This is a genomic window from Stenotrophomonas sp. EMP41 (assembly GCF_047495535.1).
Classification (GTDB): domain Bacteria; phylum Pseudomonadota; class Gammaproteobacteria; order Xanthomonadales; family Xanthomonadaceae; genus Stenotrophomonas; species Stenotrophomonas sepilia.
In genome coordinates this window covers 3818642-3842633 of sequence record NZ_CP179923.1, presented here as the reverse complement: position 1 = coordinate 3842633, position 23992 = coordinate 3818642, and the positions used below count along the sequence as shown (strand labels likewise).

23 protein-coding genes, 1 tRNA gene and 1 pseudogene are annotated in these 23992 nt (G+C 67.6%); 10 read left to right on the top strand and 15 right to left on the bottom strand.

Annotated elements, in window-relative coordinates; genetic code table 11:
- Window positions 1–55: 55 nt before the first annotated feature.
- Together ACMGRF_RS17635 and ACMGRF_RS17630 are read right to left on the bottom strand one after the other, a co-directional pair.
- Window positions 56–126 (bottom strand) — tRNA-Thr (locus ACMGRF_RS17635).
- Window positions 127–809: 683 nt separating this feature from the next.
- Complete coding sequence (locus tag ACMGRF_RS17630) at window positions 810–1766, bottom strand: aldo/keto reductase (RefSeq protein WP_414485438.1); 957 nt, start codon at window positions 1764–1766, stop codon at window positions 810–812.
- Between the two features lie 169 nt (window positions 1767–1935).
- On the opposite strand from ACMGRF_RS17630, the gene ACMGRF_RS17625 reads away from it, so the two are divergent.
- The 3 genes from ACMGRF_RS17625 to ACMGRF_RS17615 all read left to right on the top strand — a co-directional run bounded on the left by ACMGRF_RS17625 (window position 1936) and on the right by ACMGRF_RS17615 (window position 3804).
- Complete coding sequence (locus ACMGRF_RS17625) at window positions 1936–2793, top strand: class I SAM-dependent methyltransferase (protein WP_049413217.1); 858 nt, start codon at window positions 1936–1938, stop codon at window positions 2791–2793.
- A gap of 110 nt (window positions 2794–2903) precedes the next feature.
- The gene (locus ACMGRF_RS17620; protein WP_223224768.1) at window positions 2904–3155 is read left to right on the top strand and encodes a hypothetical protein; all 252 of its coding nucleotides are present in this window, start codon (window positions 2904–2906) and stop codon (window positions 3153–3155) included.
- Window positions 3156–3264: 109 nt separating this feature from the next.
- Window positions 3265–3804 (top strand): pseudouridine synthase, encoded by a 540-nt coding sequence (locus tag ACMGRF_RS17615; RefSeq protein ID WP_049413220.1) that lies wholly within the window; start codon window positions 3265–3267, stop codon window positions 3802–3804.
- A gap of 20 nt (window positions 3805–3824) precedes the next feature.
- On the opposite strand, the gene ACMGRF_RS17610 is transcribed toward ACMGRF_RS17615, so the two are convergent.
- Together ACMGRF_RS17610 and hrpB are read right to left on the bottom strand one after the other, a co-directional pair.
- Window positions 3825–4283 (bottom strand): hypothetical protein, encoded by a 459-nt coding sequence (locus tag ACMGRF_RS17610; RefSeq protein WP_414485437.1) that lies wholly within the window; start codon window positions 4281–4283, stop codon window positions 3825–3827.
- 200 nt (window positions 4284–4483) lie between these two features.
- Window positions 4484–6988: an ATP-dependent helicase HrpB gene (gene hrpB, locus ACMGRF_RS17605; RefSeq protein WP_414485436.1), complete on the bottom strand. Its 2505-nt coding sequence runs from the start codon at window positions 6986–6988 to the stop codon at window positions 4484–4486.
- 67 nt (window positions 6989–7055) lie between these two features.
- Between hrpB and ACMGRF_RS17600 the strand changes: the two genes are divergently transcribed.
- Window positions 7056–7853 carry a TatD family hydrolase gene (locus ACMGRF_RS17600; RefSeq protein ID WP_049439414.1) on the top strand — a complete coding sequence of 266 codons (798 nt, stop codon included), beginning with the start codon at window positions 7056–7058 and terminating at the stop codon, window positions 7851–7853.
- Between the two features lie 55 nt (window positions 7854–7908).
- Here ACMGRF_RS17600 and ACMGRF_RS17595 read toward each other — a convergent pair whose 3' ends face one another.
- The 4 genes from ACMGRF_RS17595 to ACMGRF_RS17580 form a co-directional block, all read right to left on the bottom strand.
- Window positions 7909–8793 (bottom strand): NAD-dependent epimerase/dehydratase family protein, encoded by an 885-nt coding sequence (locus ACMGRF_RS17595; RefSeq protein WP_049413222.1) that lies wholly within the window; start codon window positions 8791–8793, stop codon window positions 7909–7911.
- Window positions 8790–9728 carry a 2-dehydropantoate 2-reductase gene (panE, locus tag ACMGRF_RS17590; protein WP_099494940.1) on the bottom strand — a complete coding sequence of 313 codons (939 nt, stop codon included), beginning with the start codon at window positions 9726–9728 and terminating at the stop codon, window positions 8790–8792. The genes ACMGRF_RS17595 and panE overlap by 4 nt, the downstream gene beginning before the upstream one ends.
- A gap of 153 nt (window positions 9729–9881) precedes the next feature.
- Window positions 9882–10673, bottom strand: a complete 792-nt coding sequence (locus ACMGRF_RS17585; RefSeq protein ID WP_164283061.1) for an ABC transporter permease — start codon at window positions 10671–10673, stop codon at window positions 9882–9884.
- Window positions 10670–11638, bottom strand: coding sequence for an ABC transporter ATP-binding protein (locus ACMGRF_RS17580; protein WP_049413227.1), 969 nt, complete (start codon window positions 11636–11638; stop codon window positions 10670–10672). Before ACMGRF_RS17580 ends, ACMGRF_RS17585 begins: the two co-directional genes overlap by 4 nt.
- Before the next feature lie 84 nt (window positions 11639–11722).
- Between ACMGRF_RS17580 and ACMGRF_RS17575 the strand changes: the two genes are divergently transcribed.
- Window positions 11723–12472: a ferredoxin--NADP reductase gene (locus ACMGRF_RS17575; protein WP_080352897.1), complete on the top strand. Its 750-nt coding sequence runs from the start codon at window positions 11723–11725 to the stop codon at window positions 12470–12472.
- A 128-nt stretch (window positions 12473–12600) separates the two neighbouring features.
- Here ACMGRF_RS17575 and ACMGRF_RS17570 read toward each other — a convergent pair.
- From ACMGRF_RS17570 to ACMGRF_RS17560, 3 genes and pseudogenes are all read right to left on the bottom strand, one after another.
- A pseudogene (locus tag ACMGRF_RS17570) lies at window positions 12601–13350 on the bottom strand (lytic polysaccharide monooxygenase); the annotation flags it as partial.
- A 218-nt stretch (window positions 13351–13568) separates the two neighbouring features.
- Window positions 13569–14738: a lytic polysaccharide monooxygenase gene (locus tag ACMGRF_RS17565; RefSeq protein ID WP_049413230.1), complete on the bottom strand. Its 1170-nt coding sequence runs from the start codon at window positions 14736–14738 to the stop codon at window positions 13569–13571.
- A 233-nt stretch (window positions 14739–14971) separates the two neighbouring features.
- Window positions 14972–15457 (bottom strand): DUF1203 domain-containing protein, encoded by a 486-nt coding sequence (locus tag ACMGRF_RS17560; protein WP_049413232.1) that lies wholly within the window; start codon window positions 15455–15457, stop codon window positions 14972–14974.
- A 296-nt stretch (window positions 15458–15753) separates the two neighbouring features.
- On the opposite strand from ACMGRF_RS17560, the gene ACMGRF_RS17555 reads away from it, so the two are divergent.
- Genes ACMGRF_RS17555 through ACMGRF_RS17545 form a run of 3 tightly spaced genes read left to right on the top strand, consistent with a single transcriptional unit; the run spans window position 15754 to window position 19204 of the window.
- Entirely contained in the window at window positions 15754–17280 is a 1527-nt protein-coding gene (locus tag ACMGRF_RS17555) for an alpha/beta hydrolase (protein ID WP_049414412.1), read from the top strand.
- The gene (locus ACMGRF_RS17550) at window positions 17277–18023 is read left to right on the top strand and encodes an ATP-binding cassette domain-containing protein (protein ID WP_049414411.1); all 747 of its coding nucleotides are present in this window, start codon (window positions 17277–17279) and stop codon (window positions 18021–18023) included. The genes ACMGRF_RS17555 and ACMGRF_RS17550 overlap by 4 nt, the downstream gene beginning before the upstream one ends.
- Window positions 18020–19204 carry an ABC transporter permease gene (locus tag ACMGRF_RS17545; RefSeq protein ID WP_100478928.1) on the top strand — a complete coding sequence of 395 codons (1185 nt, stop codon included), beginning with the start codon at window positions 18020–18022 and terminating at the stop codon, window positions 19202–19204. The genes ACMGRF_RS17550 and ACMGRF_RS17545 overlap by 4 nt, the downstream gene beginning before the upstream one ends.
- A 22-nt stretch (window positions 19205–19226) precedes the next feature.
- Here the strand turns inward: ACMGRF_RS17545 and ACMGRF_RS17540 are convergent, their stop codons facing one another.
- Window positions 19227–19937 carry a transposase gene (locus tag ACMGRF_RS17540; protein WP_049439403.1) on the bottom strand — a complete coding sequence of 237 codons (711 nt, stop codon included), beginning with the start codon at window positions 19935–19937 and terminating at the stop codon, window positions 19227–19229.
- 99 nt (window positions 19938–20036) lie between these two features.
- Entirely contained in the window at window positions 20037–20834 is a 798-nt protein-coding gene (locus tag ACMGRF_RS17535) for an AraC family transcriptional regulator (RefSeq protein WP_099485743.1), read from the bottom strand.
- A 78-nt stretch (window positions 20835–20912) separates the two neighbouring features.
- Here ACMGRF_RS17535 and ACMGRF_RS17530 point away from each other — a divergent pair, with 78 nt between their 5' ends.
- Window positions 20913–21167, top strand: coding sequence for a hypothetical protein (locus tag ACMGRF_RS17530; RefSeq protein WP_099485746.1), 255 nt, complete (start codon window positions 20913–20915; stop codon window positions 21165–21167).
- An 82-nt stretch (window positions 21168–21249) separates the two neighbouring features.
- Here the strand turns inward: ACMGRF_RS17530 and ACMGRF_RS17525 are convergent, their stop codons facing one another.
- On the bottom strand, window positions 21250–22263 hold the full coding sequence (locus ACMGRF_RS17525; protein ID WP_049414406.1) for an energy transducer TonB: 1014 nt from the start codon (window positions 22261–22263) through the stop codon (window positions 21250–21252).
- A 202-nt stretch (window positions 22264–22465) separates the two neighbouring features.
- Entirely contained in the window at window positions 22466–23086 is a 621-nt protein-coding gene (locus ACMGRF_RS17520) for a TIGR00645 family protein (RefSeq protein WP_049439399.1), read from the bottom strand.
- A 113-nt stretch (window positions 23087–23199) separates the two neighbouring features.
- On the opposite strand from ACMGRF_RS17520, the gene ACMGRF_RS17515 reads away from it, so the two are divergent.
- On the top strand, window positions 23200–23889 hold the full coding sequence (locus ACMGRF_RS17515; protein WP_049439397.1) for a glutathione binding-like protein: 690 nt from the start codon (window positions 23200–23202) through the stop codon (window positions 23887–23889).
- Window positions 23890–23992: the final 103 nt, after the last annotated feature.

Genomic DNA, 23992 nt, shown 5'->3' with positions numbered 1-23992 from the left:
GCTGCTGGGGCTTGCGCCCCGGGTGTTGCTTCAAGTCATGACGTGACAGGTCATGTGGTTGGAGTGGGAGTCGAACCCACGACAGACGGATTACGGATCCGTTGCTCTACCCTACTGAGCTATCCAGTGGTGAACCGCGCGGAATCGAACCGCGTGCCGGCGAACCGGCGCCTGCCTCCAGCAGGCGATCCAGGCGATGGCATGTCCGCGACCTCCGGCATACGCCACGGCAACGCCGCGCGCACCAGCCCGTGGTGGAAACGGGACCGTTGGAGAATCGAGGGTGCAGGCCACCGACATTATCGGCGAGCGATAATGTTTGAGTGCGATGCAGATAATGTCCAGGCGTTGCCATGCACGCGGAGAAAATCCTCCGGCGCAGCAGAAAAACCTGTGTCAGTGAGCGGCGGGTCGCCGCGCGGGGTGCAGTTCTGGCATCGCGGGTCCTTGTGCCGACGCAAACGAAAACGCCCCCGGGACTTGCGTTCCGAGGGCGTCGTCAGGCCTCGGAGATCGGGGTGGCCGATCTCCGCAGGGCGGGTATCAGGCCGTTGTCAGCTGGGCTTCCTTGCCGAACGCGCGCGCCAGCCCGTCCATGCGCAGGCATGGCAGCAGTTTGGCGATGGCGACGGAATGCGCGTTCAAGGGAAGTTTCCAGTGGGTGTTGAAACGAGGTGCGCACGATAAACCACGATTTAGTCGCGCGCAACCATTTTGTTCAATTATTTTCTTCTTTACCGCGCGATGCCGGCCAGCGACCGGCACTACCTGACTGTGTCATGCCGGCCAGCGGCCGGCACTACCGGGTCTCAGGCTTCGGCGCTGGCGGCATCCAGCTGCGCGACATCCTGCACGCTCAGCGATACGCTCGCTGCGGCCAGCAGGTCGTGCAGCTGTTCGACGCTGGTGGCGCTGACGATCGGCGCGGTGACCGACGGCCGCGCGATCTGCCATGCCAGTGCGATCTGTGCAGCGCTTGCGCTGTGCTTGCTGGCCACGTCGTCCAGCGCCTGCAGGATGCGCAGGCCGCGCGGGTTCAGGTAGCGCTTCACCACGGTCTCGCCACGCGCCGGGCTCTTGGCTGCATCGGCCGGCGTGCGGTACTTGCCGCTGAGGAAGCCGCTGGCCAGCGCGTAGTAGCCGATCACGCCGATCTGCTCGCGCTGCACCAGCGGTTCCAGTTCCTTTTCGTAGCCGGCGCGGTCACACAGGTTGTACTCCGGCTGCAGGGTTTCGTAACGCGGCAACTTGTAGTCGGTGGACACCTTCAGCGCATCGGCCAGGCGCGTGGCGCTGTAGTTGGAGGCACCGATCGCTCGTACCTTGCCGGCCTCGATCAGGCGGCCGAATGCGGCCAGGGTGGCTTCCAGCGGCGTCGCCTCGTCATCCTCATGGGCCTGGTACAGATCGATCACATCGGTCTGCAGCCGGCGCAGCGAATCCTCGACCGCTGCATTGATGTTGTCCGGGGTCAGGCCAGGGCGCTCGGCCCACTTGGCCACCTTGGTCGCCAGCACCACCTTGTCGCGCTTGCCGCTGCGGGCAAACCACCTGCCGATCAGTGTTTCCGATTCGCCGCCGGCATTGCCCGGCACCCAGGCCGAGTACACATCGGCGGTGTCGACCAGATTGAAACCGGCGTCAACGAAGGCATCGAGCAGGGCGAAGCTGGCCTTCTCATCGGCGCTCCAGCCGAACACGTTGCCACCGAAGGCGAGCGGACGTACATGCAGGCCGGAACGGCCCAGTTCGCGGGTTGCCGTCATGGGCACGGACTCCTTGGGGGAAGTGTTCCAGAATAGAACGCGATGTGTGACCGTGCTGCGGCGACGACCACAAAACAGTGTTCCGCGACGCGCACGCCGCTAACGTTTTGTGAACACCTGGGACGCTGCGACTGCTAGTCTCGCCGCATCTTCCGCTGGAGTCGTCCCGATGATGCCTGCTTCGTCCCTGCGTGGTTGCCGCCTGCTGCTTGCTTCGGCCCTGCTTGCTGCTGTTCCTGCGTTCGCCGCACCGGCCACGGTGGCGCCGGCGAAGATCCAGGTGTCACCGGCCATCGACGCGGCGGTGAAGGCACCCACCCGTGATGCCAACAACGTCAAGCGCGACGGCTTCCGCCACCCGGCGCAGACGCTGTCGTTCTTCAAGGTGACGCCGGAAAAGACCGTCATCGAGATCACGCCCGGCAACGGCTGGTATTCGGAGATCCTGGCGCCGCTGCTGCATGACAAGGGCCACTATGTGGCTGCCGTGGTCGATCCGATGGCGGTGCCTGAGGGTCGCGGCCGTGACTACCAGCAGCGCAGCCGCGACAGCCTGGAAAAGAAGTACGCCGGTGCACCCGCGCAGTTCGGCAAGACTGCCGTGGTCGCCTACGATCCGGCCAAGCCGGTGTTCGGCCCGGCCAATTCAGCCGATGTGGTGCTGACCTTCCGCAACGTGCACAACTGGCGCAAGGCCGGCCAGGCGCAGGGCATGTTCCAGGGCTTCTTCAACGTGCTCAAGCCGGGCGGCGTGCTGGGCGTGGTCGAACATCGCGCCAAGGCCGATGTGGCCGATGACGATGACACCGGCTATGTCGGCCAGCAGCAGGTGATCGCGATGGCCGAAGCCGCCGGCTTCAGGCTGGATGCGCGCAGCGAGGTCAACGCCAACCCGCGCGACACCAAGGACCACCCCAACGGCGTGTGGACGCTGCCGCCGACCAACCAGCACGACAAGGCCGATGATGCGAAGTACCAGGCGATCGGCGAAAGCGACCGCATGACCCTGCGCTTCATCAAGCCGTAAGGGCGGCGCCGGGCTGCGCCCGGTGAGCGCTGCGGCGTCACAATGGACGTAAGGTGTATACGCCGGGCGTGGCCCGGCCCTGCTGCCAATGGAGTGGACAGTTGAAGAAGGTGTTCTATATCGCTGTTGCAGTGCTGGTGTTGGCGCGGCTGATTGATTTCGTGTTCTACGGTGGCCATGCCTACGACCTGGTGGCGACGGTGGGGTTTGTCGTGCTGTTTGCCGGTGCGCTGCTGGAGGAGCGCGCGCGGGCCATGAATCCGCCGCCGGTTCGCCTGCGGCGCCGGGCCAATGTCATCGCGGCGTGCGGCATCGCACTGGTGCTGGGCTCTTTCCTGCTGGAGTGGAAGGTCTTCGGTTGATCGCGCCGCAGCCTCGGCGGGCGTGATGCCCGGTAGCGCCGGGCCGCGCTCGGCGAGCGGGCAGCGCGGCATGGGACAATGCTCACACCCGCCGCCTGCCGTGCCCGCAATGCTGATCGCCTTCAACAAGCCCTTCAACGTGCTCTGCCAGTTCACCGACCGCAGCGTGCCGCCGCGGCCGACCCTGGCGGGATTCGGTCTGCCGCCGCGGGTGTATGCCGCCGGTCGGCTCGACCATGACAGTGAGGGCCTGCTGCTGCTGACCGACAATGGCACGCTGGCGCACAAGCTGACCGACCCCAGGCACAAGGCCGACAAGACCTACTGGGTGCAGGTGGAAGGCACGCCCGGTGACGAGCAGTTGCAGCGGCTGCGCGACGGCGTCGAGCTGAACGACGGTCCGACCCTGCCGGCGAAGATCGAACGCCTCGATCCGGCGCCGGCGTTGTGGTTGCGCGATCCTCCGGTACGATTCCGCAAGACCGTGCCCGACAGTTGGCTGGCGATCACGATCCGCGAGGGCCGCAACCGCCAGGTGCGGCGGATGACCGCGGCGGTGAACCTGCCGACGCTGCGGCTGGTCCGCGTGTCGATGGGCCCCTACCGGCTGGACGACCTGCAGCCGGGGCAGTGGCGGCAGATCGGCTGAAACAGAAAAGGCCGGATACCCTACGGTATCCGGCCCTCATAGCGGGCTGATGGGCTCAGATCCTGCGGAAGGGAGCCGACCCCGGCAGACTCAGGCGTCGCTGCCGATACGCTGTGCTCGTCCACCACGGTGTCGTTGCGGCGGTCACGCGCATTGATGCGCTGTGCCTGGCCATTCACCACGTGGCCGTTGGCGGCCTTCTTCTTCTGCTGCTTGCGGTACAGCGCGTAGCCGAGCAGGCCGACACCGACGGCAGCGGCGGCAATGGTCACCGCCGGGTTGCGCCGGGCGAACTTGGTGGCCACCTTGCCACCGGTCTTGACGGCGCCCAGCGCCGCGCCGGTCTTGATCCAGTCACTGGCCTGCGGCCCGAGGTGGCGCAGGCTGCCACCGGCACTCTTCAGGCCGTCGCCGGCGCTGTGGGCCAGGTCCAGGGCGCGCTCCAGAGCGCGGTCGGTGATTACGGTCAGCTTGCTCATGCGGGGGTCCTTTGCCTCGGGTCGAAGTCCAGTGTCGCGCGTTGCCCGTAAACGGTATGTCAGTCAGGGACGCACGTGGTGTGACTCTATCGCAGCCATTCAGGATCAGGCAGGGTCGCAAACCGGTAGTGCCGGCCGCTGGCCGGCAATGCTCTCTGCCTGGTGCCAGGGGGCTGCCGGCCAACGGCGGGCACTACCCGTCAGGTTCCACGCGGCTTGGCACGGTGCGTGGCTGTGGCGGTCCACGGATCGTCCGGCCACGGATGGCGCGGGTAACGGCCCTTCATTTCCTTCTTCACTTCGGCGTAGGTGTTTTCCCAGAAGTTGCGCAGGTCCTGGGTGACCTGCAGCGGACGGCCGCCGGGGGAGAGCAGGTGCAGGGTCAGCGGCACGCGGCCATCGGCGATGCGCGGCGTGTCGGCCAGGCCGAACAGTTCCTGCAGCTTCACCGCCAGCACTGGCGGCAGCGGGTCGCCAGTCTCGCTGTCCAGCGCATAGGTGATCGGCCGCTCCAGCCCGGACGGCACAGTGATGCGGGTCGGTGCATGACGCTCGACCAGCTGCCGTTGTGACCACTCCAGGGGCGACTTCAACGCTTCGCCGAAGCTGGATTCATCCAGCGCATCCAGTCGCGTCCTGCCGGCGAACGCGGGCTGCAGCCACTGTGCACGGTTGGCCAGCAGGGCCGCATCGCTGCAGTCGGGTAGATCCAGTTCCGGCATCCAGCGTCGAAGCGATTCGACACGGGCCTGCCACTGGCGCAGGCCTTCGGTCCACGGCAAGGCCTGCAGGCCGAGTTCGGCTACCGCATCGGTCAGCGCCTGCGCGGCATGCTGCGGATCGACCCGCCCGGCCGAGCGGCTGTCGAGCACGATGCGGTCGAAACGGGTCTCGCGCAGCGCCACCAGGGCGCGGCGTTCGCTGTCCCAACGCACTACGTCTTCGGTGACGAAGCGCTCCGGCCACGCCTTGCGCAGAGCACTTTCATCCACCGGTGCGGCACGTAGCAACAACGCATCGCGCGCTTCGAAGCGCAGTTCGCTGGCCACCAGCCAGGGCTCGCCGCGCAGGTCGCTCAGTTCGTGCAGGCGCGCGCTGCGGCCATTGGCCAGCAGGTAGCGCAGGGGATCGCTGGGATGCTGGAAACCGATCCGGTCGGGGAAAGCGTGTGCGAGCAGGTCACCGAGTTCGTGCGCCTCGATGCTGGACGGCGGCGCGGTCTCGCAGCGCAGGCGTCGTCGCCACTGCTTGGCGGCAGCATCGATGGCGGCCAGCCCGCTGCGATTGGCGTCCACCGGCGCGCGGCCGTTACGGAACGCGGCCAGTGCGCGCCAGCGGGCCGCCAGCGCGTCGCCGCCCTGGCGCAGCGGATCGCGCGCTTCCAACAGCGCGGCCAGATCGGCGGCAAGCGCCTGCGCGCGGGCATCGGGCGCTGCCAGCAGCATCGCCGCCATCCGTGGATGCGTGCCCAGCGCCAGTACGCGGCGGCCGAGTGCGGTGATCGCGCCACTGCTGGACAGCGCGCCCAGCCGCTGCAGCAGTTCGCGCGCGGCGCCCATCGGGCCGGCAGGTGGCGGATCGAGGAAGCGCAGGTCGCTGCTGCCCCAGGCTGCCAGTTCCAGTGCCAGTCCGGCCAGTTCCACCTGGTCGATCTCGGCGCGGCGCTGCGGTTCCAGCCTCTGCGACTGTGGCCACAGCCGCCAGGCCACGCCCTCGGCGACGCGGCCGGCGCGGCCGGCGCGCTGGTCGGCCGATGCCTGCGCGATGGCCACCACATCCAGCCGGGTGAAACCACTGTTGGGGTCGTAGCGCGGTTCGCGTGCCTGGCCGCTGTCGATCACCACGCGCACGCCGGGCAACGTCACCGACGACTCGGCGACGTTGGTGGCCAGCACCACGCGACGGCGGCCATCGCTGGCCACCTGAAGTACGCGCGCCTGTTGTTCCACCGGCAGCTCACCGTGCAGGGCCAGGACCTCGACATCGCCATTGAGCGATTCCTGCAGGCCAGCCTGCACCCGCGCGATCTCGCGCTGGCCGGGCAGGAACACCAGCAGGTCACCGGGGTGCTCGACCAGGGCCTGCTGCACCGCGCGGCGCACCTGCAGCTCGAGTGCTTCATCGCGGCGCGCGGGGAAGTGGCTGATCGCCACCGGGTAACTGCGGCCCTCGCTGCTCAGCCGCGGTGCATCGAGGAAGCGCGCCAGCCGCTCCCCGTCCAGCGTGGCCGACATCACCACCAGGCGCAGGTCATCGCGCAGCTGTGCCTGCACGTCCAGTGCCAGCGCCAACCCGAGGTCGCCACTGAGATGGCGTTCGTGGAACTCGTCGAACAGGATTGCCCCGACCTCTTCCAGCATCGGGTCGTCCTGCAGCATGCGGGTCAGGATGCCTTCGGTGACGACCTCGATGCGCGTGCGCGCCGAAACCTTGTTTTCGAAGCGGATGCGGTAGCCGACCGTGCCACCGACCTCCTCGCCCAGCTGCCGCGCCATGAACAGCGCGGCGCTGCGGGCGGCGACCCGGCGTGGTTCCAGCAGGATGATCTTGCGGCGCTGCAGCCACGGTGCGTCGAGCAGTGCCAGTGGCACCTGGGTGGTCTTGCCGGCACCGGGCGGGGCCTCCAGCACCAGTCGCGACTGTGCGGCCAGGTGTTGCTGGATCTGCGGCAGCAGCGGGGAAATCGGGAAGAGCGGGGCGGTCATGTGCAAAGGATAAGGGGGCACGGCAGGCGCAGGTACAATGCGCGGGCACTTTTCCCCCGCGATGACCATGCACCTGATCGATATCGGCGCCAACCTGACCCACGACTCCTTCGACCGCGACCGCGATGCCGTGCTGGACCGCGCGCGCCAGGCCGGCGTGGTGCAGATGGTCATCACCGGCGCCAGCCGCGAGCATTCGCCGTTGGCGGTGCAGCTGGCCCAGCAGCACCCCGGTTTCCTGTACGCCACCGCCGGCGTGCATCCGCACCACGCGGTGGAATACACCGAGGAATGCGATGCCGAGATGCGCGCGCTGCACGCCCATCCGGAAGTGGTGGCGGTGGGGGAGTGCGGGCTGGACTACTTCCGTGACTTCTCGCCGCGCCCGGCCCAGCACCGTGCGTTCGAGCGCCAGCTGCAGCTGGCCGCGGACAATGGCAAGCCGCTGTTCCTGCACCAGCGTGATGCGCATGCCGACTTCATGGCACAGATGAAGAATTTCGAAGGTCGCATCGGCCCGGCGGTGGTGCATTGCTTCACCGGCGAACGCGAAGAGCTGTTCGATTACCTGGATCAGGACTGGTACATCGGTATCACCGGTTGGCTTTGCGACGAACGCCGTGGCGCGCACCTGCGCGAACTGGTGAAGAACATCCCGGCCAACCGCCTGATGATCGAGACCGACGCGCCGTACCTGCTGCCGCGCACGCTGAAGCCGATGCCGAAGGACCGGCGCAACGAGCCGATGTTCCTGTCGCACATCGTGGAAGAGCTGGCACGTGACCGTGGCGAGGACGTTGCGGTGACCGCGGCCAATGCCGCGGCGGCCGCCCGCGCGTTCTTCCGCCTGCCCGACGCGGGTTGATGGTAGTGCCGGCCGCTGGCCGGCAATCAACCGTGGTGCCGGCCAGCGGCCGGCACTACCGGAGCAGGTCGCGCAGGCCCTCACGGTAGCTGGGGAAGCGCGGCTGCCACGCCAGCGCTTCACGCGTGCCACGGCTGTCGATGCGCTTGTTGCTCTCGTAGAAGCGGCGTAGCGTCGGGCTGAGTGCAGGGTCGTCCCATGCCACGGCAGGTGGCATCGCAAACCCGCCCAGCTTCGCGGCGAAGGCCAGCACATCCTGCGGTGGTGCCGGCTCGTCATCGCTGGGCAGGTACATCCCCTGCGCTACCGGTCGCTGCATCGCCGCGATGATCACCGCGGCCAGATCCTGCACGTGCAGCCGGTTGAACACCTGGCCCGGGCGAACCACGTGGCGTGCACGCCCCTGCGCCAACTGCACCAGCGCATTGCGACCCGGCCCGTACAGGCCGGGCAGGCGGAACACCGCTGAGGCGATGCCGCGTTGTCCGGCCAGTGCACGCCACTGTGCTTCCGCGAGCAGGCGCTGCACGCCAGCCGTTTCAGTGGCGTCGGCCGCGCTGCGCTCGTCGATCCAACCGCCGGCGCGGTCGGCATACACCGAGGTCGACGACAGATAGCCGACCCAGCGCAATGCCGGGCTGGCCTGCAGCGCGGGCAGCAGCAGGCGCAGTGCCGGGTCCCCTTCAGCATCCGGCGGCACGCTGCACAGCACGGCATCGGCCTGCGCGATCTCTTCGAGCAGGGCAGGTGACGGTGCGGTGTCAGCTCGAAGCGGGTGTCGCAGCAGGCCATCGTGCGGTGCCGCAGACGGGTCGCGCACCGTGCCGGACACGGCTACGCCCCGCGCCTGCAGCTGCGCGGCCAGCACGCGTCCGCTCCAGCCCAGCCCGAGAATCAGTACCCGCGCGGGCAACGGGCTGGCCTGCAATGCGGGAGTCACGCGACCCGCAGTGCCTGGTAGGCCTGCAGGCTGCTGTAGGCAACCTGCAGCAGCAGGGCCTCCTGATCGGCCGTTCGCGCACGCGCCAGCATGTCGCCGACAATCTGTTCGGCCTCCACCTGCTGGCCGGCCTCCAGATCGCGCAGCATCGAGGCCTTCAACGCCGAGCCGGCCTGGGTCAGCGTGCCGCGCGCGGTGTCCTGCGCTGCCTCCGGAACCGGTTCACCGGCGGCTTCGGCGACGGCCAGGCACTCGTCGTAAAGGCCACGTACGATCGCCTCGCCATCGTCGGTGGCGACGATGGTGCCGATATCCGCGCGCAGCAGGCAGGTGGCCGCGGCCAGCGCGGTCAGGAAGGTGTACTTGATCCACTGTTCCTGGCCGATGCGTTCGCTGGCCAGGTGGTCAAGGTTGGCCTTCGCGCAGACCGCAGCGAAGGCGCGCACGCGCGCGGAGATCGCGCCGCCGTCGCGCTCGCCGAAGGTGAGCTTGGCCGGCTTGCCCAGATGCAGCACCGCGCCATCGGGCGCCTTGGTGGCGCTGATGAAGCACAGGCCGCCGAGTACCGCGTCGCGGCCAAAGCGCAGATCCAGTGCGTTGTAGTGGTGCAGGCCATTGAGGATCGGCAGCACGGTGGTGTTCGCGCCGACTGCCGGGGCGATGGCATCGATCGAACTGTCCAGGTCGTAGGCCTTGCAGCTGAGGATGACCAGGTCGAAGGGCTGCTGCGCGGCCAGTGCGGGCAGTGCATCAGCAGTGACGTGCTGAACCGGGAAGCGCGCATCACCCAGTGGGCTGCGGATGACCAGGCCATCATGGTCCAGCTGCGCGGCGCGCGCGGGGCGCACGAGGAAGGTCACGTCCGCGCCGGCCTGGGCCAGGCGGCCACCGAAGTAACCGCCGGTACCGCCGGCGCCGAGGATCAGGATGCGCATTGCACGTTCACCGTTTTCTGGGGGAATCAGAACTGCGATTGTGCCGGAGATTGCCTGTAGAGCCGAGCATAGGCTCGGCTCTACAGGCAGCTGCATTCACGCATGGCGTGGATCCAGTGTCGCCGGCCAGCGGCCGGCACTACCACGCAGGTCTCAGCTGCGCATGCCCACGCCACGGCGCAGCAGCCACAGCGCCAGCGCCGTCAGCACCAGCACGAAACCGATCATCAGGCCGTAGGCCACCGGCAGCGGCACATCGCTGCTGCCCAGCAGGCCATAGCGGAACGCGTTGACCATGTAGAAGATCGGGTTCGCGTGCGTGGCCGCTTCGGCCCAGCCCGGCAGCAGCTTCACCGAATAGAACACGCCACCCAGGTAGGTCAGCGGGGTCAGGATGAAGGTCGGCACGATCGCCACGTCATCGAACTTCTTGGCGTACACCGCGTTGATGAAGCCGGCCAGCGAGAAGATCGTCGCGCCCAGGATCACCGTGGTCAGCATCACCAGCGGGTGCGGGATGCGCACCGGGGTGAAGAACATCGCGATGATCAGCACGATCACGCCCACCATCAGGCCGCGCAGCACCGCGCCGGCCACATAGCCCCACAGGATCACCCAGTTCGGCATCGGGCTGACCAGCAGTTCTTCGACGTGGCGGCCGAACTTGGCACCGAAGAACGAGGAACTGATGTTGCCGTAGCTGTTCTGGATCACGCTCATCATCACCAGGCCCGGCACGATGAACTGCATGTAGGTGTAGCCACCCATGTCACCCACGCGCGACCCGATCAGGTTGCCGAAGATCAGGAAGTACAGGGTCATGGTGATCGCCGGCGGCACCAGGGTCTGGCCCCAGATGCGCATGATGCGGGCGACTTCGCGGCGCACGATCGTCATCAGCGCGATGCGGTTGCGCTGGCCGTCGGTCAGCTCGGTGGTGCTCATGCGGGCTTCTCCATGTTGCCGGTGAGGCGCACGAACAGCTCCTCCAGGCGGTTGCTCTTGGTACGCATCGAACGCACGCGGATACCGGACTCATTGAGCGTGGCGAACACGCGGTTGAGGTCCATCGCGCGTGGCATGTCGATGTCCAGCGTGTGCGGGTCCGGCGCGGTCAGCGTCGCGCCCTCGATCACCGGCAGCTGCGCCGGCAGGTCACCGTCGATGTCCAGCAGGAAGCCTTCCACGTCCAGCTTGGCCAGCAGGGTGCGCATCGGCCCCTGCTCGACGATCTGGCCATGGTTGATGATCGCCAGGTGGCGGCACAGGTACTCGGCCTCTTCCAGGTAGTGGGTGGTGAGGATGATCGTGGTGCCGGCACCGTTGATCTCCTTCAGCACGCGCCACATGTCGCGGCGGATCTCGATGTCCACGCCGGCGGTGGGTTCGTCCAGGATCAGCAGCCGCGGGCGGGTCATCATCGCGCGGGCGATCATCAGCCGGCGCTTCATGCCGCCGGACAGCGTGCGGCTCATCACCTGCGCCTTTTCCCACAGGTGTGCGCGCTTCAGCTCTTCCTCGGCGCGCTTTTCGGCTTCCTCGCGTGGCACGCCGTAGAAGCCGGCGTAGTTCACCAGGATGTCGAAGGGCTTCTCGAACAGGTTGAAGTTGATTTCCTGCGGCACCAGCCCGATCAGGCGCATGGTGGCGCTGCGGTTGCGCACCAGGTCGCTGCCGAACACCTCCACCTGGCCCTCGCTGAGGTTGACCAGGGAGCTGATGATGCCGATCAGGGTCGACTTGCCGGCCCCGTTGGGGCCGAGCAGGGCGAAGAAGTCGCCCGGGGCCACTTCCAGGGAAACGCCCTTCAGGGCCTGGGTGCCGTTGTCATAGGTCTTGCGCAGGTCGCGCACGCGCAGGGCGGGCGCCGTATCGTTCTGGGATGCCAAGCTCGAAGCCTTCGCGCCCATGGGCTGGCGCTGGAGAGGGGCGGGGAGGGGCTATTATAGAAGACCCCGAGGGCTTGCCCCGGCTACACACTGTCCCGAAAAGTCGTGCCTGTTCAATTCCCCCTCAAGCTGGTCGGCTGCCGCATGCTGGCCCCGACCGTCGGCCACTACCAGTTCGTGCGTGACGATGGGCAGCCGCTGGATTTCCAGCCCGGCCAGTTCATCCAGGTCCATTTCAGCTACGCCGACGGCACCGAAACCAAGCGCAGCTACTCGCTGGCGACCATCCACGACCATGCGCTGGGCCCGGGCGAGGCGGTGGATATCGCGGTCAGTTTCGTGCCTGGTGGCGCTGCCACGGCCCTGTTCGAGGCACTGGAGCAGGGCAGCCAGATCAGTGCGTCCGGCCCCTATGGCCGGTTCTGCCTGAATCCCGGTGACCACAACGCCCGTTACCTGCTGATCGCCACCGGTACCGGCGTTACCCCGTACCGTTCCATGCTGCCGCTGCTGGAAAAGGCCATGGCCGAACGCGGTGTGCAGATCGTGCTGCTGCAGGGCGCGCGCAGCCCCGGCGAGCTGCTGTACAGCGAGGACTTCTACAGCTTCGCCGAAAAGCATCCGAACTTCCGTTATGTTCCGTGCCTGTCGCGCGAACTGCCGGCCGAACCGCACCCGGACGTACAGCACGGCTACGTGCAGCAGGCGCTGGCCGGCTTCACGCCGGACCCGGCCACCGACATCGCCTACCTGTGCGGCAACCCGGACATGGTCGATGCCTGCGCCGAGCTGCTGAAGGCCGCCGGCCTGGGCAACCCGCAGATCCGCCGCGAGAAGTACGTCAGCAGCAAATAGGCCCGGGTGGTGCCGGCCGCTGGCCGGCAACCGCACGAACCCGGTAGTGCCGGCCGCTGGCCGGCAATCGCACTGGCCGGCAACCCTGGAAACCGGAGGCGACCCCACGCCGCCCCCGGTGCCCGGCCTCAGCACGCGATCCAGGCATCACGCCAGGCAGAGCCGGTGCCCGCGCGATAGGCGTCGGCATTGATGTTGCACCACGCACCGTCCGGGAACGGGCGGCAGGCATACGGCTTGCCGTCGGTGCCCTTTACCACGGTCTCGCCCGGCGTGTAGCTGCCGAGGCCGGCCGGATACACGAAGTCGAAATCGCCACCCGGCGGATCGACCGGATCGACCGGGCCCGGAATCCGGGTTTCCAGTTCAAAGCGGTTGCCCGGTTTCAGGTACACGCGGTTCTCGATGGCGGACGCCACCGGCGTGATCACACCATTCTTCATCACACCGATGCGGGCGTGCTGGCCGCAGCCCTTGACCTTGCGGGCCAGCACCATCGGCCACTGCGCCGGAGCGGTCTGGCCGGCGGCCAGAGTCACTTCCGGGCGCTCCAGATCGTTGCCGTTGGCATTGAACACGCGCAGGGTCAGCGTGGTGCCTGTCTCCAGCGCACCGCGGGCGGTGACTGGACCGGCATCCTGCCACTGCGGCGGCGGCGCTTGAGGGCAATCCAGCTTGTAGGTCTTGCCATCCACCGGCACGTTGCCCAGGGTGCAGAACTCCTGCAGGTCGGCCCAGTGCAGCGGGCTGCCCGGCTGCCGGCCCTCACGGGTGACATAGAACTTCCACTCGCGGGTGGCATGCGGGGCCGGGGCATGGAACTCGAAGGTGTATCGGCCGCGCGCGTCGGCGCGGATCGGCGTGGTCGGCCAGTCCGTCAACGACGGACAGTGCGAGGACTGCCCGATGGGACAGGTGCATGCAGAGATTCCCTTGCGAGGTGTGGGGAAACCCCTTGAGTCTTCACATGCAGACAGGCCGGCAATGCCGGACAAGTTTGATTTCAGTGGCTGTCGTGCCTGATCTGCAGCACGCTGCTCAAAGCACTGCGGCCCAGGCAGAAGGCGGCGCGATCCGCACCGCCTTCTACAACGGGTCAGTAGGGCACCCAAGCATCGCGCCATGCACTGCCCACACCGGGGCGATATGCCTCGGCATTGACGTTGCACCACGCACCTTCCGGGAACGGGCGGCACGCGTACAGCTTGCCGTCGGCACCCTTCACCACGGTCTGGCCGGGGATGTAGCTGCCAATGCCCGCAGGGTACACGTGGTCGAAATCACCGCCCGGCGACGGCGTACCCGGGTCGGGCACCTGGGTATCGAGCTGGAAGCGGTTGCCGTCCTTCAGGTACACGCGGTTGTCGGTGGCCGAGGCGGTCGGCGTGATCACGCCATTGGCAAGCACGCCCACGCGCGCGTGCTGGGCACTGGCATTGACCTTGCGGGCGAGTGCCAGCGGCCACTGTGCGGCGGCGGTCTGGCCGCTGGCCAGCGTGGCTTCCACGCGTTCGACATCGTTGCCGTTGGCATTGAACACGCGCAGCGCCAACGTGGTGCCGACCGGCAGCTCGCCGCGCGCGGTGACCGGGCCGGCGTCCTGCCATTGCGGTGCCGGTGCGGTCCCTCCGCCGCCCTGGAAGCGCACGTCCATGCAGGTATAGAACGCCTCGGTCGAATCCGAGCGCTGCCAGGTGTTGTAGATCACATGCTGGCCGGTGCGCTGCGGCAACGTGCATTGCAGCTTGTAGGTGCCATCGGCCGACAACGGTGTATTGCCCAGCGTGCAGAACTCCTGCAGGTCGGCCCAGCGCAGCGGGCTGCCCGGCTGCCAGCCTTCGCGGGTGACGAAGAAGCGCCAGTCACGGGTGGCGTGCGGCGCGGTCGCCTTGAACACGAAGGTGAACCTGCCATTGGCATCGGGCTGGATCGGCGTGGTCTGCCAGTCACTGCGGTTCACGTCCAGGCCGCGGAAGGTCGGGTTGTTGCCGCTGCACAGCTTGCCGTCGGGTACCACGGCCTGGTGGTTGCCGTTGGCATTGGCCTGGTTGATGCCGTTCCAGTCGTAGAACGCCTGCGAACCGCCGATGGCCTTGGCCGCGGCACAGGCCGGGTTGGTCGGGTTCTCGGGGTTGCCCTGGAAACAGGCGTAGACGCGGCTGACCGGCGTGGTCATGGTGCCGTGGGCGAACGCGTTGCCGGCCAGGCACAGGCCCACAGCAACGAACGAGGTGGCCAGCAGCAGCGGTGTGGATCGGAATGACATGGCGCATCCTTGTGGTCGTCGAAAGGGAACGGTGACCGCAGGAGCTGCGCTGCGCGGCGGACTTCCGGCGGCACCACGGCGAGTATCGAGTCGCGATGCAGGCGACGGAACCATCGAAGTGCCGATCCGTGACTGCGCATGTGAAGCCCTTCCCGCAGGCTTCACGCAGGGCTGAACGGATGCGCTGGATGTCACGTGATCGGCGTGGCATCGATCACGTCATGGAGATCACGCTACGCAGTCTCGGTACCCACCCGATCTGCCTGGCACGAGAAACAGCCATGCGCCGCGTTGTGCAGCTGGACGAACGCCACCGACGGGTCGGCAAACAGTGCATCCAGATGGCCGGCCACCTCGGTGCCCGCACAGACCTGGGCACCGTACATCAGCGCGGTGTGGTCATAGGCACGCATCGAAATCATCCGGCGCTGCACATACGGGGGCACCTCGCCCGGCGGCAGGACGCAACGGGTCACGCCGCGCTGCACGAAGATCGGGCCGGCGGCGTGATACGGCGAATGCAGCGGCAGGTGGACGTGGGACAGCAGGAGCAGCTCGCTGCCAGGCGCGGGATCGCTCAGGCTGATCCGGCAGGGATGTCCGCCGTTGGCGCCGGCCCAGCGACGCTGGATGCCGAGCGCGGCGAGCGCACTGTCGCTCATCTCGAACAGGTGCAGGAAGGGGCGATGGTCGATGCCACTGAGGTACCACGTGTGCATGGGCGTCTCCTGGGTCTGCGGCGGATTCTGCGCGTGCGCCGGCGGCCGTGCTCGCCGTTTTCAGACCCCGCATCGCCGTCGGGCCGGGGCACTGGCCCATGGGGCGCTGCGGGCCGCCGCCGATGCCGCCCTGTGCCGGCCAAGGCCGAGGGGCGGGACCGCCTGGTCTGCGCGCCGTTGGCGGCGGATTCGTCATTGCCCATCGCCGTCGGCACGCTGCCCGTGTAAGTTGGGTCACATCTTCCGCGGCAGCCCGTCGTGGTCGACAGGAACGTCCTCCAGGGGAAACGAGCACGATGCAAAGACACCACCTCGCGCTGGCCGGGATGCTGGCCAGCCTGATGCTTGCCGGGTGCAGCCAGCCGGCGCCGGCCGACGCCGGAAGCGCCAGCGATGCACCCAGCCGCCGCTTCGGCACGATCGACTTCCAGCCCTGCACGCTGTCCACCGAAGGCGCCAGCGCCAACGTGGAGGCGCAGTGCGCCACCCTGCAGGTGCCGGAGGACCGGGCCCAGCCCGATGGCCGCCGGATCGGCCTGCGCATTGCCTGGCTGGAGTCGGGCAGCAGCGGCGCCAGCCAGCCCGACCCGGTGTTCTTCCTGGCCGGCGGCCCCGGCCAGGCGGCCAGCGAGGTGGCGGTCATCGTCGATACTGCACTGCGCCAGGTGCGCAAGCAGCGCGACGTGTTCCTGATCGACCAGCGCGGCACCGGCGGCTCCAACCCGCTCAGCTGCCTGGGCGCGGACGGCAAGCCGCTGCAGTTGGACGAGGATGCCGCGCCTTCCGAGGCATCGCTGCGCGACTACGCCCAGCGCTGTGCCGCATCGCTGCAGGGGCGTGCCGATGCGCGCTTCTACACCACCACCGAGGCGATCGCCGATCTGGATGCGGTGCGTGCGGCGCTCGGTGTGGACCAGCTCAACCTGGTTGGCGGCTCCTACGGTACCCGCGTGGCCCAGCGCTATGCCGGGGCCTACCCGCAGCACACCCGCAGCATCGTCATCGATGGCGTGGTACCGAACGAGCTGGTGGTCGGTGGCGACTTCGCAACCACCTTCGAGGATGCGATCGCCCTGCAGTCGGCGCAGTGCCGCAAGGATGCCGCATGCAGCAAGCGTTTCCCGACCGATACCCGCGCGCAGCTGCGCAGCGTGGTCGACACCCTGCGCCGTGCACCGGTCTCGGTCGAGTATCGCGACCCGGGTACCAACGCACCCCGGCAGGATGTCCTGACGCCGGACAGCGTGGTCGGCCTTGCCTTCGCCTTCTCCTACGTGCCGCAGTATTCCTCGCTGCTGCCACTGGTGCTGGATGAAGCCGCACACGGGCGCTATGCCCCGTTGGCATCGCTGGCGCGCGGCGCGAACCGCAGCATGGATTTCCAGATCAACCGCGGCATGCAGTGGTCGGTGATCTGCAGCGAGGATGCGCCGCGCTACCACGCGCCGGCCGAGGATCCCGAGCGGCTGTTCGGCAACGAGGTGGCCAGTGCGTTCTTCGCGGCCTGCCCGGCGTGGCCGCACCGTCCGGCGCCGGCAACCGATGCCGTGCCGCTGCGCAGCGACGTGCCGGCACTGCTGCTGTCCGGTGAGCTGGACCCGGTGACGCCACCGCGCTACGCCGCACAGGTGCTCAAGGGCCTGCCCAACGGCCGTGCGCTGGTCGCCCGTGGCCAGGGCCATGGCACGTTGACCGCCGGCTGCATGCCGCGCCTGCTCGGACAGTTCATCGACAAGACCGATGCCAAGGCGCTGGATGCCGGCTGCCTGGACACGCTGAGCTACGTGCCGGCGTTCACCTCGTTCAACGGATGGGAACCATGATCGTCGCCGACAACCTGCACAAGGCCTTCGACACCCGCACGGGCCGCATCCAGGCGGTCGCCAACGTCGGCTTCCGCGCCCGGGATGGGCAGATCACCGGCCTGCTCGGCCCCAACGGTGCCGGCAAGACCACCACCATGCGCATGCTCTACACACTGATGACGCCCGACCAGGGCAGCATCACTGTCGATGGCATCGATGCGGCGCGCAATCCGGTGGAGGTACGTCGCCACCTCGGCGTGCTGCCCGATGCGCGTGGCGTCTACAAGCGCCTGACCGCGCGCGAGAACATCGCTTACTTCGGCGAACTGCACGGCCTGTCGGCCGAGCGCATCCGCGAACGCATCGAGGTGCTGTCGCACGCGCTGGACATGGGTGACATCCTCGACCGGCAGACCGATGGCTTCTCGCAGGGCCAGCGCACCAAGACCGCGATTGCCCGCGCGCTGGTGCACGACCCGCGCAACGTCATCCTGGATGAACCGACCAATGGCCTGGACGTGATGACCACGCGCGCACTGCGCCGCTTCCTGCTGGGCCTGCGCGAAGAGGGGCGCTGCGTGATCCTGTCCAGCCACATCATGCAGGAGGTGGGGGCGTTGTGTGACCACATCGTGATCATCGCCAAGGGCACGGTGATGGCTGCCGGCAGCGCCGACGAGCTGCGTGCGCAGGCCGGCGAAGCCAACCTGGAAGATGCGTTCGTGAAACTGATCGGCAGCGAAGAGGGCCTGCACGCATGAGCATGATGTCGACCCTGATGACGGTGATGCGCAAGGAACTGCGCGACCTGTCGCGTGACCGCCGCACGCTGCTGCTGACCCTGCTGTTCGGGCCGCTGCTGTACCCGGTGCTGCTGCTGGGCATGGGCAAGCTGGCCGAGAGCCGGGTGCGTACCCAGATCGAAGAGCCGTTGCAGATCCCGACCATCGGCGCCGAGAACGCGCCGAACCTGGTGCGCTTCCTCGCCGCGCAGGGCCTCAATGCCGCACCGGCACCGAAGGACCTGGCCGAGGCCATCCGCACCCAGGACATCGATGTGGCGCTGCGCATCGGCGATGATTTCGGCAGGGACTGGGCCGAGGGCAAGCCGGCGCTGGTGGAGGTGATCAAGGACAGCACGCGTCGCGCGGCCGAAGTACCCAGTGCACGCCTGGAGGCGGCGCTGGCCACCTACAACGGCCAGGTCGGTGCCTTGCGCCTGATGGCACGCGGCATCGACGCGCAGGTGGCACGCCCGCTGGACGTGGCGCGCCAGGACCTGGCCAGTGCCGAGGCCAAGCGCGGCATGATCCTGTCGATGCTGCTGCCGGTACTGCTGACGCTGACCTCGTTCATCGGTGGCGCCTACCTGGTCATGGATGCCACCGCCGGCGAGCGCGAGCGGCAGTCGCTGGAGCCATTGCTGGCCACGCCGGGTTCGCGCAGCGCGATCGTCAGCGGCAAGATCGCCGCCGCCTGCGTGGTCGGTTTCGTGTCGCTGCTGCTGACCCTGGTCGCGTTCAAGGTGAGCGCGCAGATCGCACCCGGCAACATCGGCCGCCAGTTCAACATGAACGTCGGCTCGATGCTGCAGATGCTGCTGGTGATGTTGCCGATGCTGCTGATCGGCACCTCGCTGCTGACCTTCCTGTCGGCCGCGGCCAAGAGCATGAAGGAAGCGCAGAGCCACATGACCTGGCTGATGCTGCTGCCGATGCTGCCCGGCTACGCACTGGTGGCCTATCCGCTGAAGAGCGAGATGTGGCAGTACGCCGTGCCGTTCCTGTCGCAGAACCAGATGCTGCTGAAGGTGATCCGCCACGAGATCATCACCCCGGCAGTCTGGGCGATCTACCTCGGCGCCAGCCTCGGCCTGGCCGCCGTGCTGTGGTTCGCCGCCGTGCGCCGCTACCACAACGAGCGCCTGGCCATCTCTGGTTGACCCAAAAAGGGGACGGAGGGGATTAAGTCGTTTTTGCCTCTCCCGTCCCCTCCTTGCGCGGGCGTCCTCGTCCGCGCATCTCCACCGGGCGCCCCAACGTCTGCTCCACCATCCGCAGGAATGCATCGTTCCCCATCGGGCGTTGTCTGGCGCTGTGGTTGCGGATCGCGGGTACGTCGGCGGACGCATTCACATCGCGCAGGAATTCGGCATACAACGTCGCCCTTTTCAGACCGGTCGCTGCCAGTGCCTTGAACGCGGGATGTTGCGTCAACATCGGATCATCGCGTCGTTGAAGGTTGCCATGCACGCTGGACCATGGGTGATCTTCAGCGCTGACAGCAATTCCTGCACGGACGGGATTGCGTTCGATATAGCGGTATACGCTGAGAAGATACGCATCGCTGTCGATCATTGAGGAATGGAAGCGGCCCTGCCACAGAGGTCCGCTGCGCCCGTGCCGCTGGTTGAAGGCCTGCACGTAGTTGTTGCCCTGCATGCGCATTGCACCAGCCAGACCCTGCTGTGTGGAGGGCGTGGCCAACAGGTGAACGTGGTTTCCCATCAGCACATAGGCATGCAATGCGACGTGGTGCTTGAGGAATGCGCTGTGCAACAGATGCAGGAACAGTTGGCGGTCGATGTCGTCGACGAAGATCGCGCCCTTGTTCACACCGCGCTGGATCACGTGATAGGCCTGGCCTGCCAGCATCAGGCGCGCTTGTCGGGGCATCGGATCGGGAGACTGGACGGGATTTAAGCCTGTCATTGCGGCCGCGAAGCCGAACATCAGGCAACACCGCGATGCCGTGTCGGAAGAGTCAAAAGCGACTTAATTCCCTCCGTCCCCTTTTGCATACCGCGCGGGCGTCACCCCCATCTCGCGCTTGAACACGGTGATGAACGCGCTCGGGGTGTCGTAGCCCATCGACAGCGCAACGTTGATCACCGGCTCGCCGGCCAGCAGACGTGGCAGTGACAGCAGCACGCGCAGGCGTTGCCGCCAATGGCCCAGGGTCATGCCTGTTTCGGCCTGCCAACGGCGGGCGAGGCTGCGGCTGGACAGTCCGTTGGCGGCTGCCCACGCTTCGACGCTGCGCAGGTCGTCCGGCGACCGTGCCAGCGCCGCCGCGATCCGCCGCAACCGTCGATCCTGCGGTTGTGGCAAGGCAAGCGGCAAAGGCGTGCTGGCGGCGATCTCATCGGCGATCACGCCGGCCAGGCGTACCTGCGCGGCGTCCAGCGCCTGATGTGGCCAACTCAGTGCGCGCATCATCGCGGCCTGCAACAGCACGTTCGGCTGGAAAATGCGCGGCACGGCGGGCAGGTCCAGACAGGCTTCGGCGTTGAAGTAGAGGCTCCAGCCATCGAATGCCTCTGCCCCTAGCAGGGCGTGGGGCAGCAAGGGCGGAATCCAGGCAACATGCCCCGCCGGCAGCAACCAGTGCAGATCGCCGGCCTCGATCCGCAGCAGGCCGTGGTGGGCACCCAGCAATTGGCCGCGCACGTGCTGGTGGCGTGCGGTGCGGCGCCGTCCCGGCACCCGCAGCTGGGAGGCCATGACGAGGGGATCGCCTTCGGCGTTCGCCAAGGTGGGGTCAATCAACGCGGGTGATGTCTGATCTACCATATCCACTGGCAGTTATACGGCAGAAGTGCCGCTGGCTGGGCGGCACACTGGGCTCCCGATCCCACAGGAGCATCACCCATGCAGCCCCAGGACATCCTTCCCGACCATCAGAACGAGGTGCAGGTAAACGGTCTCACCGTGCGCAAGGGCAGCGTCGGCGCCTTCCTCGCCAGCGTCCGTGACTGGCAGGACCCCGCCAGCGATGACGCCACCCGCGCCACCGCCGAAGCCGACCTGCGTGCGCTGCTGCCGGGCCTGCATGCGCTGGGCCTGTTCCAGGTGCTGGCCGCGCGTGATCCGGCACTGCAACGCCTGATCGACAGCCTCTCCTGAAACGAACACGGCCCGGACATGCCGGGCCGTGTCGTCATTGCGGGGCGGAAACGACTTAATCCCCTCCGTCCCCTTTTCGTGGTTAGCTGCCGCCCGGGGCGAACACCAGGGTGCGGCGGGTGGTGACCGGTGCGCTGACCGGCTCGAAGCGCCAGCGCTTGACCGCGTTCATGGCCTCGCGATCGAAGACGCGCGACGGCGTTGCGCGCAGCACACGGGCGTTGGTCACCGAGCCATCGGTGCCGACGGTGATTTCCACCAGCACTTCGCCGGAGGTGCCTGCACGCAGCGCCTCGGACGGATAGCGCGGCGCCGGGGTGCTGACCGGGCGCAGGTTCGGCGCCGCAGCGGCCGCCGGAGCTGCAGCCTGGCGTGCGGCGGTGGCCTGCTGGGCGGCAGCCTGCTGCTGCTTCTGCTCGGCTTCGCGGCGGGCCGCAGCCTGGCGCTCGGCTTCCTGGCGCTCGTTGTCGCGGCGGGCGGCGTCCTGCTGGGCCGCGATCTGCTTGGCCGCGTCGGCTTCCTTGGCACGCTGCTCGGCCAGGCGCTGCTGTTCGGTCTGCTGCTTGCTGCGGTCCTCGGCGTCCTTTTTCGCCTTCTCGGCTTCGGCCTCGGTGCGCTTGGCCGCGTTCTGAACGCCCTTGGCCAGGCCGTCCTTCAGGCGTGGCAGGGCCGGAGCGGACGCATCCACCTTCTCGATCAGCGCCACCAGGCGCTGCGCTTCGGTGTAGTCCTCGCGGCCCAGGTGCTGTTCGGCGGCGATCAGGGTGTACGGCAGCAGATCGGTCAGTGCGCTCTTCACCGAGGCGTCGTCCGGCGTCTTGTCGCGCAGGGCGAGGTAGTACTCGATGGCGTTGTCGCCGGCCGGCGCGTACATGCGGTTCTCGCGCAGGGCCTGGCTGGCTGACTCACGCAGCTGCTCGGTGCCCATCGACTGCACCTTGGCGGCGACCACCGGTGCGGCCGGTGCAGCAGCGCTGGGTGCGGCGGCCGGGGCCGGTGCAGCGGTTTCTTCCTTGCCCGAGCAGGCGGCCAGCGCCAGTGCCAGGGCAACCGGCAGCCACCGGCGCGCGGCGGTGATCGTTGAGACGTGCGACATCCTGCTCCCCTCTAGAAGACGACGTGACGTAAATCATTGATATGCATGGCCGGGACCTGCGGTCCGGGCGCGGCAGGGTGACGTTTCCCGACGCCACCGCCGGCAACGGCGAGGGTGCAATCTAGCATCCCGGCCACCGCCGCGTACAAGGGGCAGGGGCCGGGACGGGGCAGTGGCGATCAAGCCGCTGGTGGCGCCGACCTCAGTGGTCGTGCGCCTTGTCGTGCGACCTGCTGTGGCCGTTGGACATCAGCTTGTCGGTCCAGGCGATGCCGATCGCCGACAGGATGAACACGCAGTGGATGATGGTCTGCCACAGCACGCCGTCCTTGGTCAGCATCGAGCAGCGGGCGACACCGATGTTGGCCGCGGCCACGCTCATCTGCTCCGGCGTGCACAGCGGAATACCGCCCAGCGCACCGCTGGCGATGAAGGTCTTCAGCAGGTGGATCGAGGAGATGCCGATGATCGCCATCGCCAGCTTCACCTTCAGCACGCTGGCATTGACGTGGCTCAGCCATTCCGGCTGGTCCGGGTGGCCTTCCAGGCGCAGGCGCGAGACGAAGGTCTCGTAGCCACCGACGATCACCATCACCAGCAGGTTGGAGATCATCACCACGTCGATCAGGCCCAGCACGATCAGCATGATCTGCTGCTCCCCCATCGACACCGAATGCGAGATCAGGTGCCACAGTTCCTTGCCGAACAGGAACACGTAGACGCACTGGGCCACGATCAGGCCCAGGTACAGCGGCAGCTGCAGCCAGCGCGAGGCGAAGATCAGCGTGGACAACGGGGAGAGCGGCGGGCGGTTTGCACTCATGCGGGGGATGCTGCGTTGCGGGGGAGAGGCGAGGTTACCGGCCCGCCATGACGGTGCCAACCCAACTCACGCACTAGACTTCAGGTTCCTTTCCGCACCCCCGAGCCGACGCCATGATCGACCTGTATTACTGGCCCACCCCGAACGGCCATAAAGTGACCCTGCTGTTGGAGGAAACCGGCCTGGAGTACCGCATCCACCCGGTCAACATCGGCTCGGGCGACCAGTTCAAGCCGGAATTCCTCGCCATTTCGCCCAACAACAAGATGCCGGCCATCGTCGACCACGCCCCGGCCGATGGCGGTGCCCCGCAGAGCGTGTTCGAGTCCGGTGCGATCCTGCTGTACCTGGCCGAGAAGACCGGCCGCTTCCTGCCCACCGACCCACGCGGCCGCGTCACCACCCTGGAGTGGCTGTTCTGGCAGATGGCCGGCCTGGGACCGATGAGCGGCCAGATGGGGCATTTCAATGTGTATGCCCCGGAAAAGATCCCGTATGCGATCGAGCGCTATGACAACGAAGTGCGCCGCCTGCACGGGGTGATGGACAAGCGCCTGGCCCAGCACGCCTTCCTGGCCGGCGACGAGTACACCATCGCCGACATGGCCAGTTACCCCTGGATCGGCGCCTACGACACGCTGCCGGTGGACTTCGCCGCGTTCCCCAACCTCAAGCGCTGGCACGAGGCCATCGCTGCGCGCCCGGCCACCCAGCGCGCCTATGCCCTGCGCCAGCAGGTGAACCCGAATGCCGGCAAGCCGCTCAGCGACGAGGAGCGCAAGCACCTGTTCGGCCAGCGTTGACCCCGGCATCTGAAGGTGGGTGCCGACCGTTGGTCGGCACTCGTCCGCACTGCTTATGGGCAGAAGGTCATGCTGCCTTCCCGCACGGGCTTGGTTAGGATGG

Coding starts and splice junctions, on each gene's coding strand:
- ACMGRF_RS17630 (WP_414485438.1), bottom strand. CDS start 1,766: ATGACGGCAACCCGCGAACTGGGCCGTTCCGGCCTGCATGTACGTCCG.
- ACMGRF_RS17625 (WP_049413217.1), top strand. CDS start 1,936: ATGATGCCTGCTTCGTCCCTGCGTGGTTGCCGCCTGCTGCTTGCTTCG.
- ACMGRF_RS17615 (WP_049413220.1), top strand. CDS start 3,265: ATGCTGATCGCCTTCAACAAGCCCTTCAACGTGCTCTGCCAGTTCACC.
- ACMGRF_RS17610 (WP_414485437.1), bottom strand. CDS start 4,283: ATGAGCAAGCTGACCGTAATCACCGACCGCGCTCTGGAGCGCGCCCTG.
- hrpB (WP_414485436.1), bottom strand. CDS start 6,988: ATGACCGCCCCGCTCTTCCCGATTTCCCCGCTGCTGCCGCAGATCCAG.
- ACMGRF_RS17600 (WP_049439414.1), top strand. CDS start 7,056: ATGCACCTGATCGATATCGGCGCCAACCTGACCCACGACTCCTTCGAC.
- panE (WP_099494940.1), bottom strand. CDS start 9,728: ATGCGCATCCTGATCCTCGGCGCCGGCGGTACCGGCGGTTACTTCGGT.
- ACMGRF_RS17585 (WP_164283061.1), bottom strand. CDS start 10,673: ATGAGCACCACCGAGCTGACCGACGGCCAGCGCAACCGCATCGCGCTG.
- ACMGRF_RS17580 (WP_049413227.1), bottom strand. CDS start 11,638: ATGGGCGCGAAGGCTTCGAGCTTGGCATCCCAGAACGATACGGCGCCC.
- ACMGRF_RS17565 (WP_049413230.1), bottom strand. CDS start 14,738: ATGTCATTCCGATCCACACCGCTGCTGCTGGCCACCTCGTTCGTTGCT.
- ACMGRF_RS17560 (WP_049413232.1), bottom strand. CDS start 15,457: ATGCACACGTGGTACCTCAGTGGCATCGACCATCGCCCCTTCCTGCAC.
- ACMGRF_RS17555 (WP_049414412.1), top strand. CDS start 15,754: ATGCAAAGACACCACCTCGCGCTGGCCGGGATGCTGGCCAGCCTGATG.
- ACMGRF_RS17550 (WP_049414411.1), top strand. CDS start 17,277: ATGATCGTCGCCGACAACCTGCACAAGGCCTTCGACACCCGCACGGGC.
- ACMGRF_RS17545 (WP_100478928.1), top strand. CDS start 18,020: ATGAGCATGATGTCGACCCTGATGACGGTGATGCGCAAGGAACTGCGC.
- ACMGRF_RS17540 (WP_049439403.1), bottom strand. CDS start 19,937: ATGCCCCGACAAGCGCGCCTGATGCTGGCAGGCCAGGCCTATCACGTG.
- ACMGRF_RS17535 (WP_099485743.1), bottom strand. CDS start 20,834: ATGGTAGATCAGACATCACCCGCGTTGATTGACCCCACCTTGGCGAAC.
- ACMGRF_RS17530 (WP_099485746.1), top strand. CDS start 20,913: ATGCAGCCCCAGGACATCCTTCCCGACCATCAGAACGAGGTGCAGGTA.
- ACMGRF_RS17525 (WP_049414406.1), bottom strand. CDS start 22,263: ATGTCGCACGTCTCAACGATCACCGCCGCGCGCCGGTGGCTGCCGGTT.
- ACMGRF_RS17520 (WP_049439399.1), bottom strand. CDS start 23,086: ATGAGTGCAAACCGCCCGCCGCTCTCCCCGTTGTCCACGCTGATCTTC.
- ACMGRF_RS17515 (WP_049439397.1), top strand. CDS start 23,200: ATGATCGACCTGTATTACTGGCCCACCCCGAACGGCCATAAAGTGACC.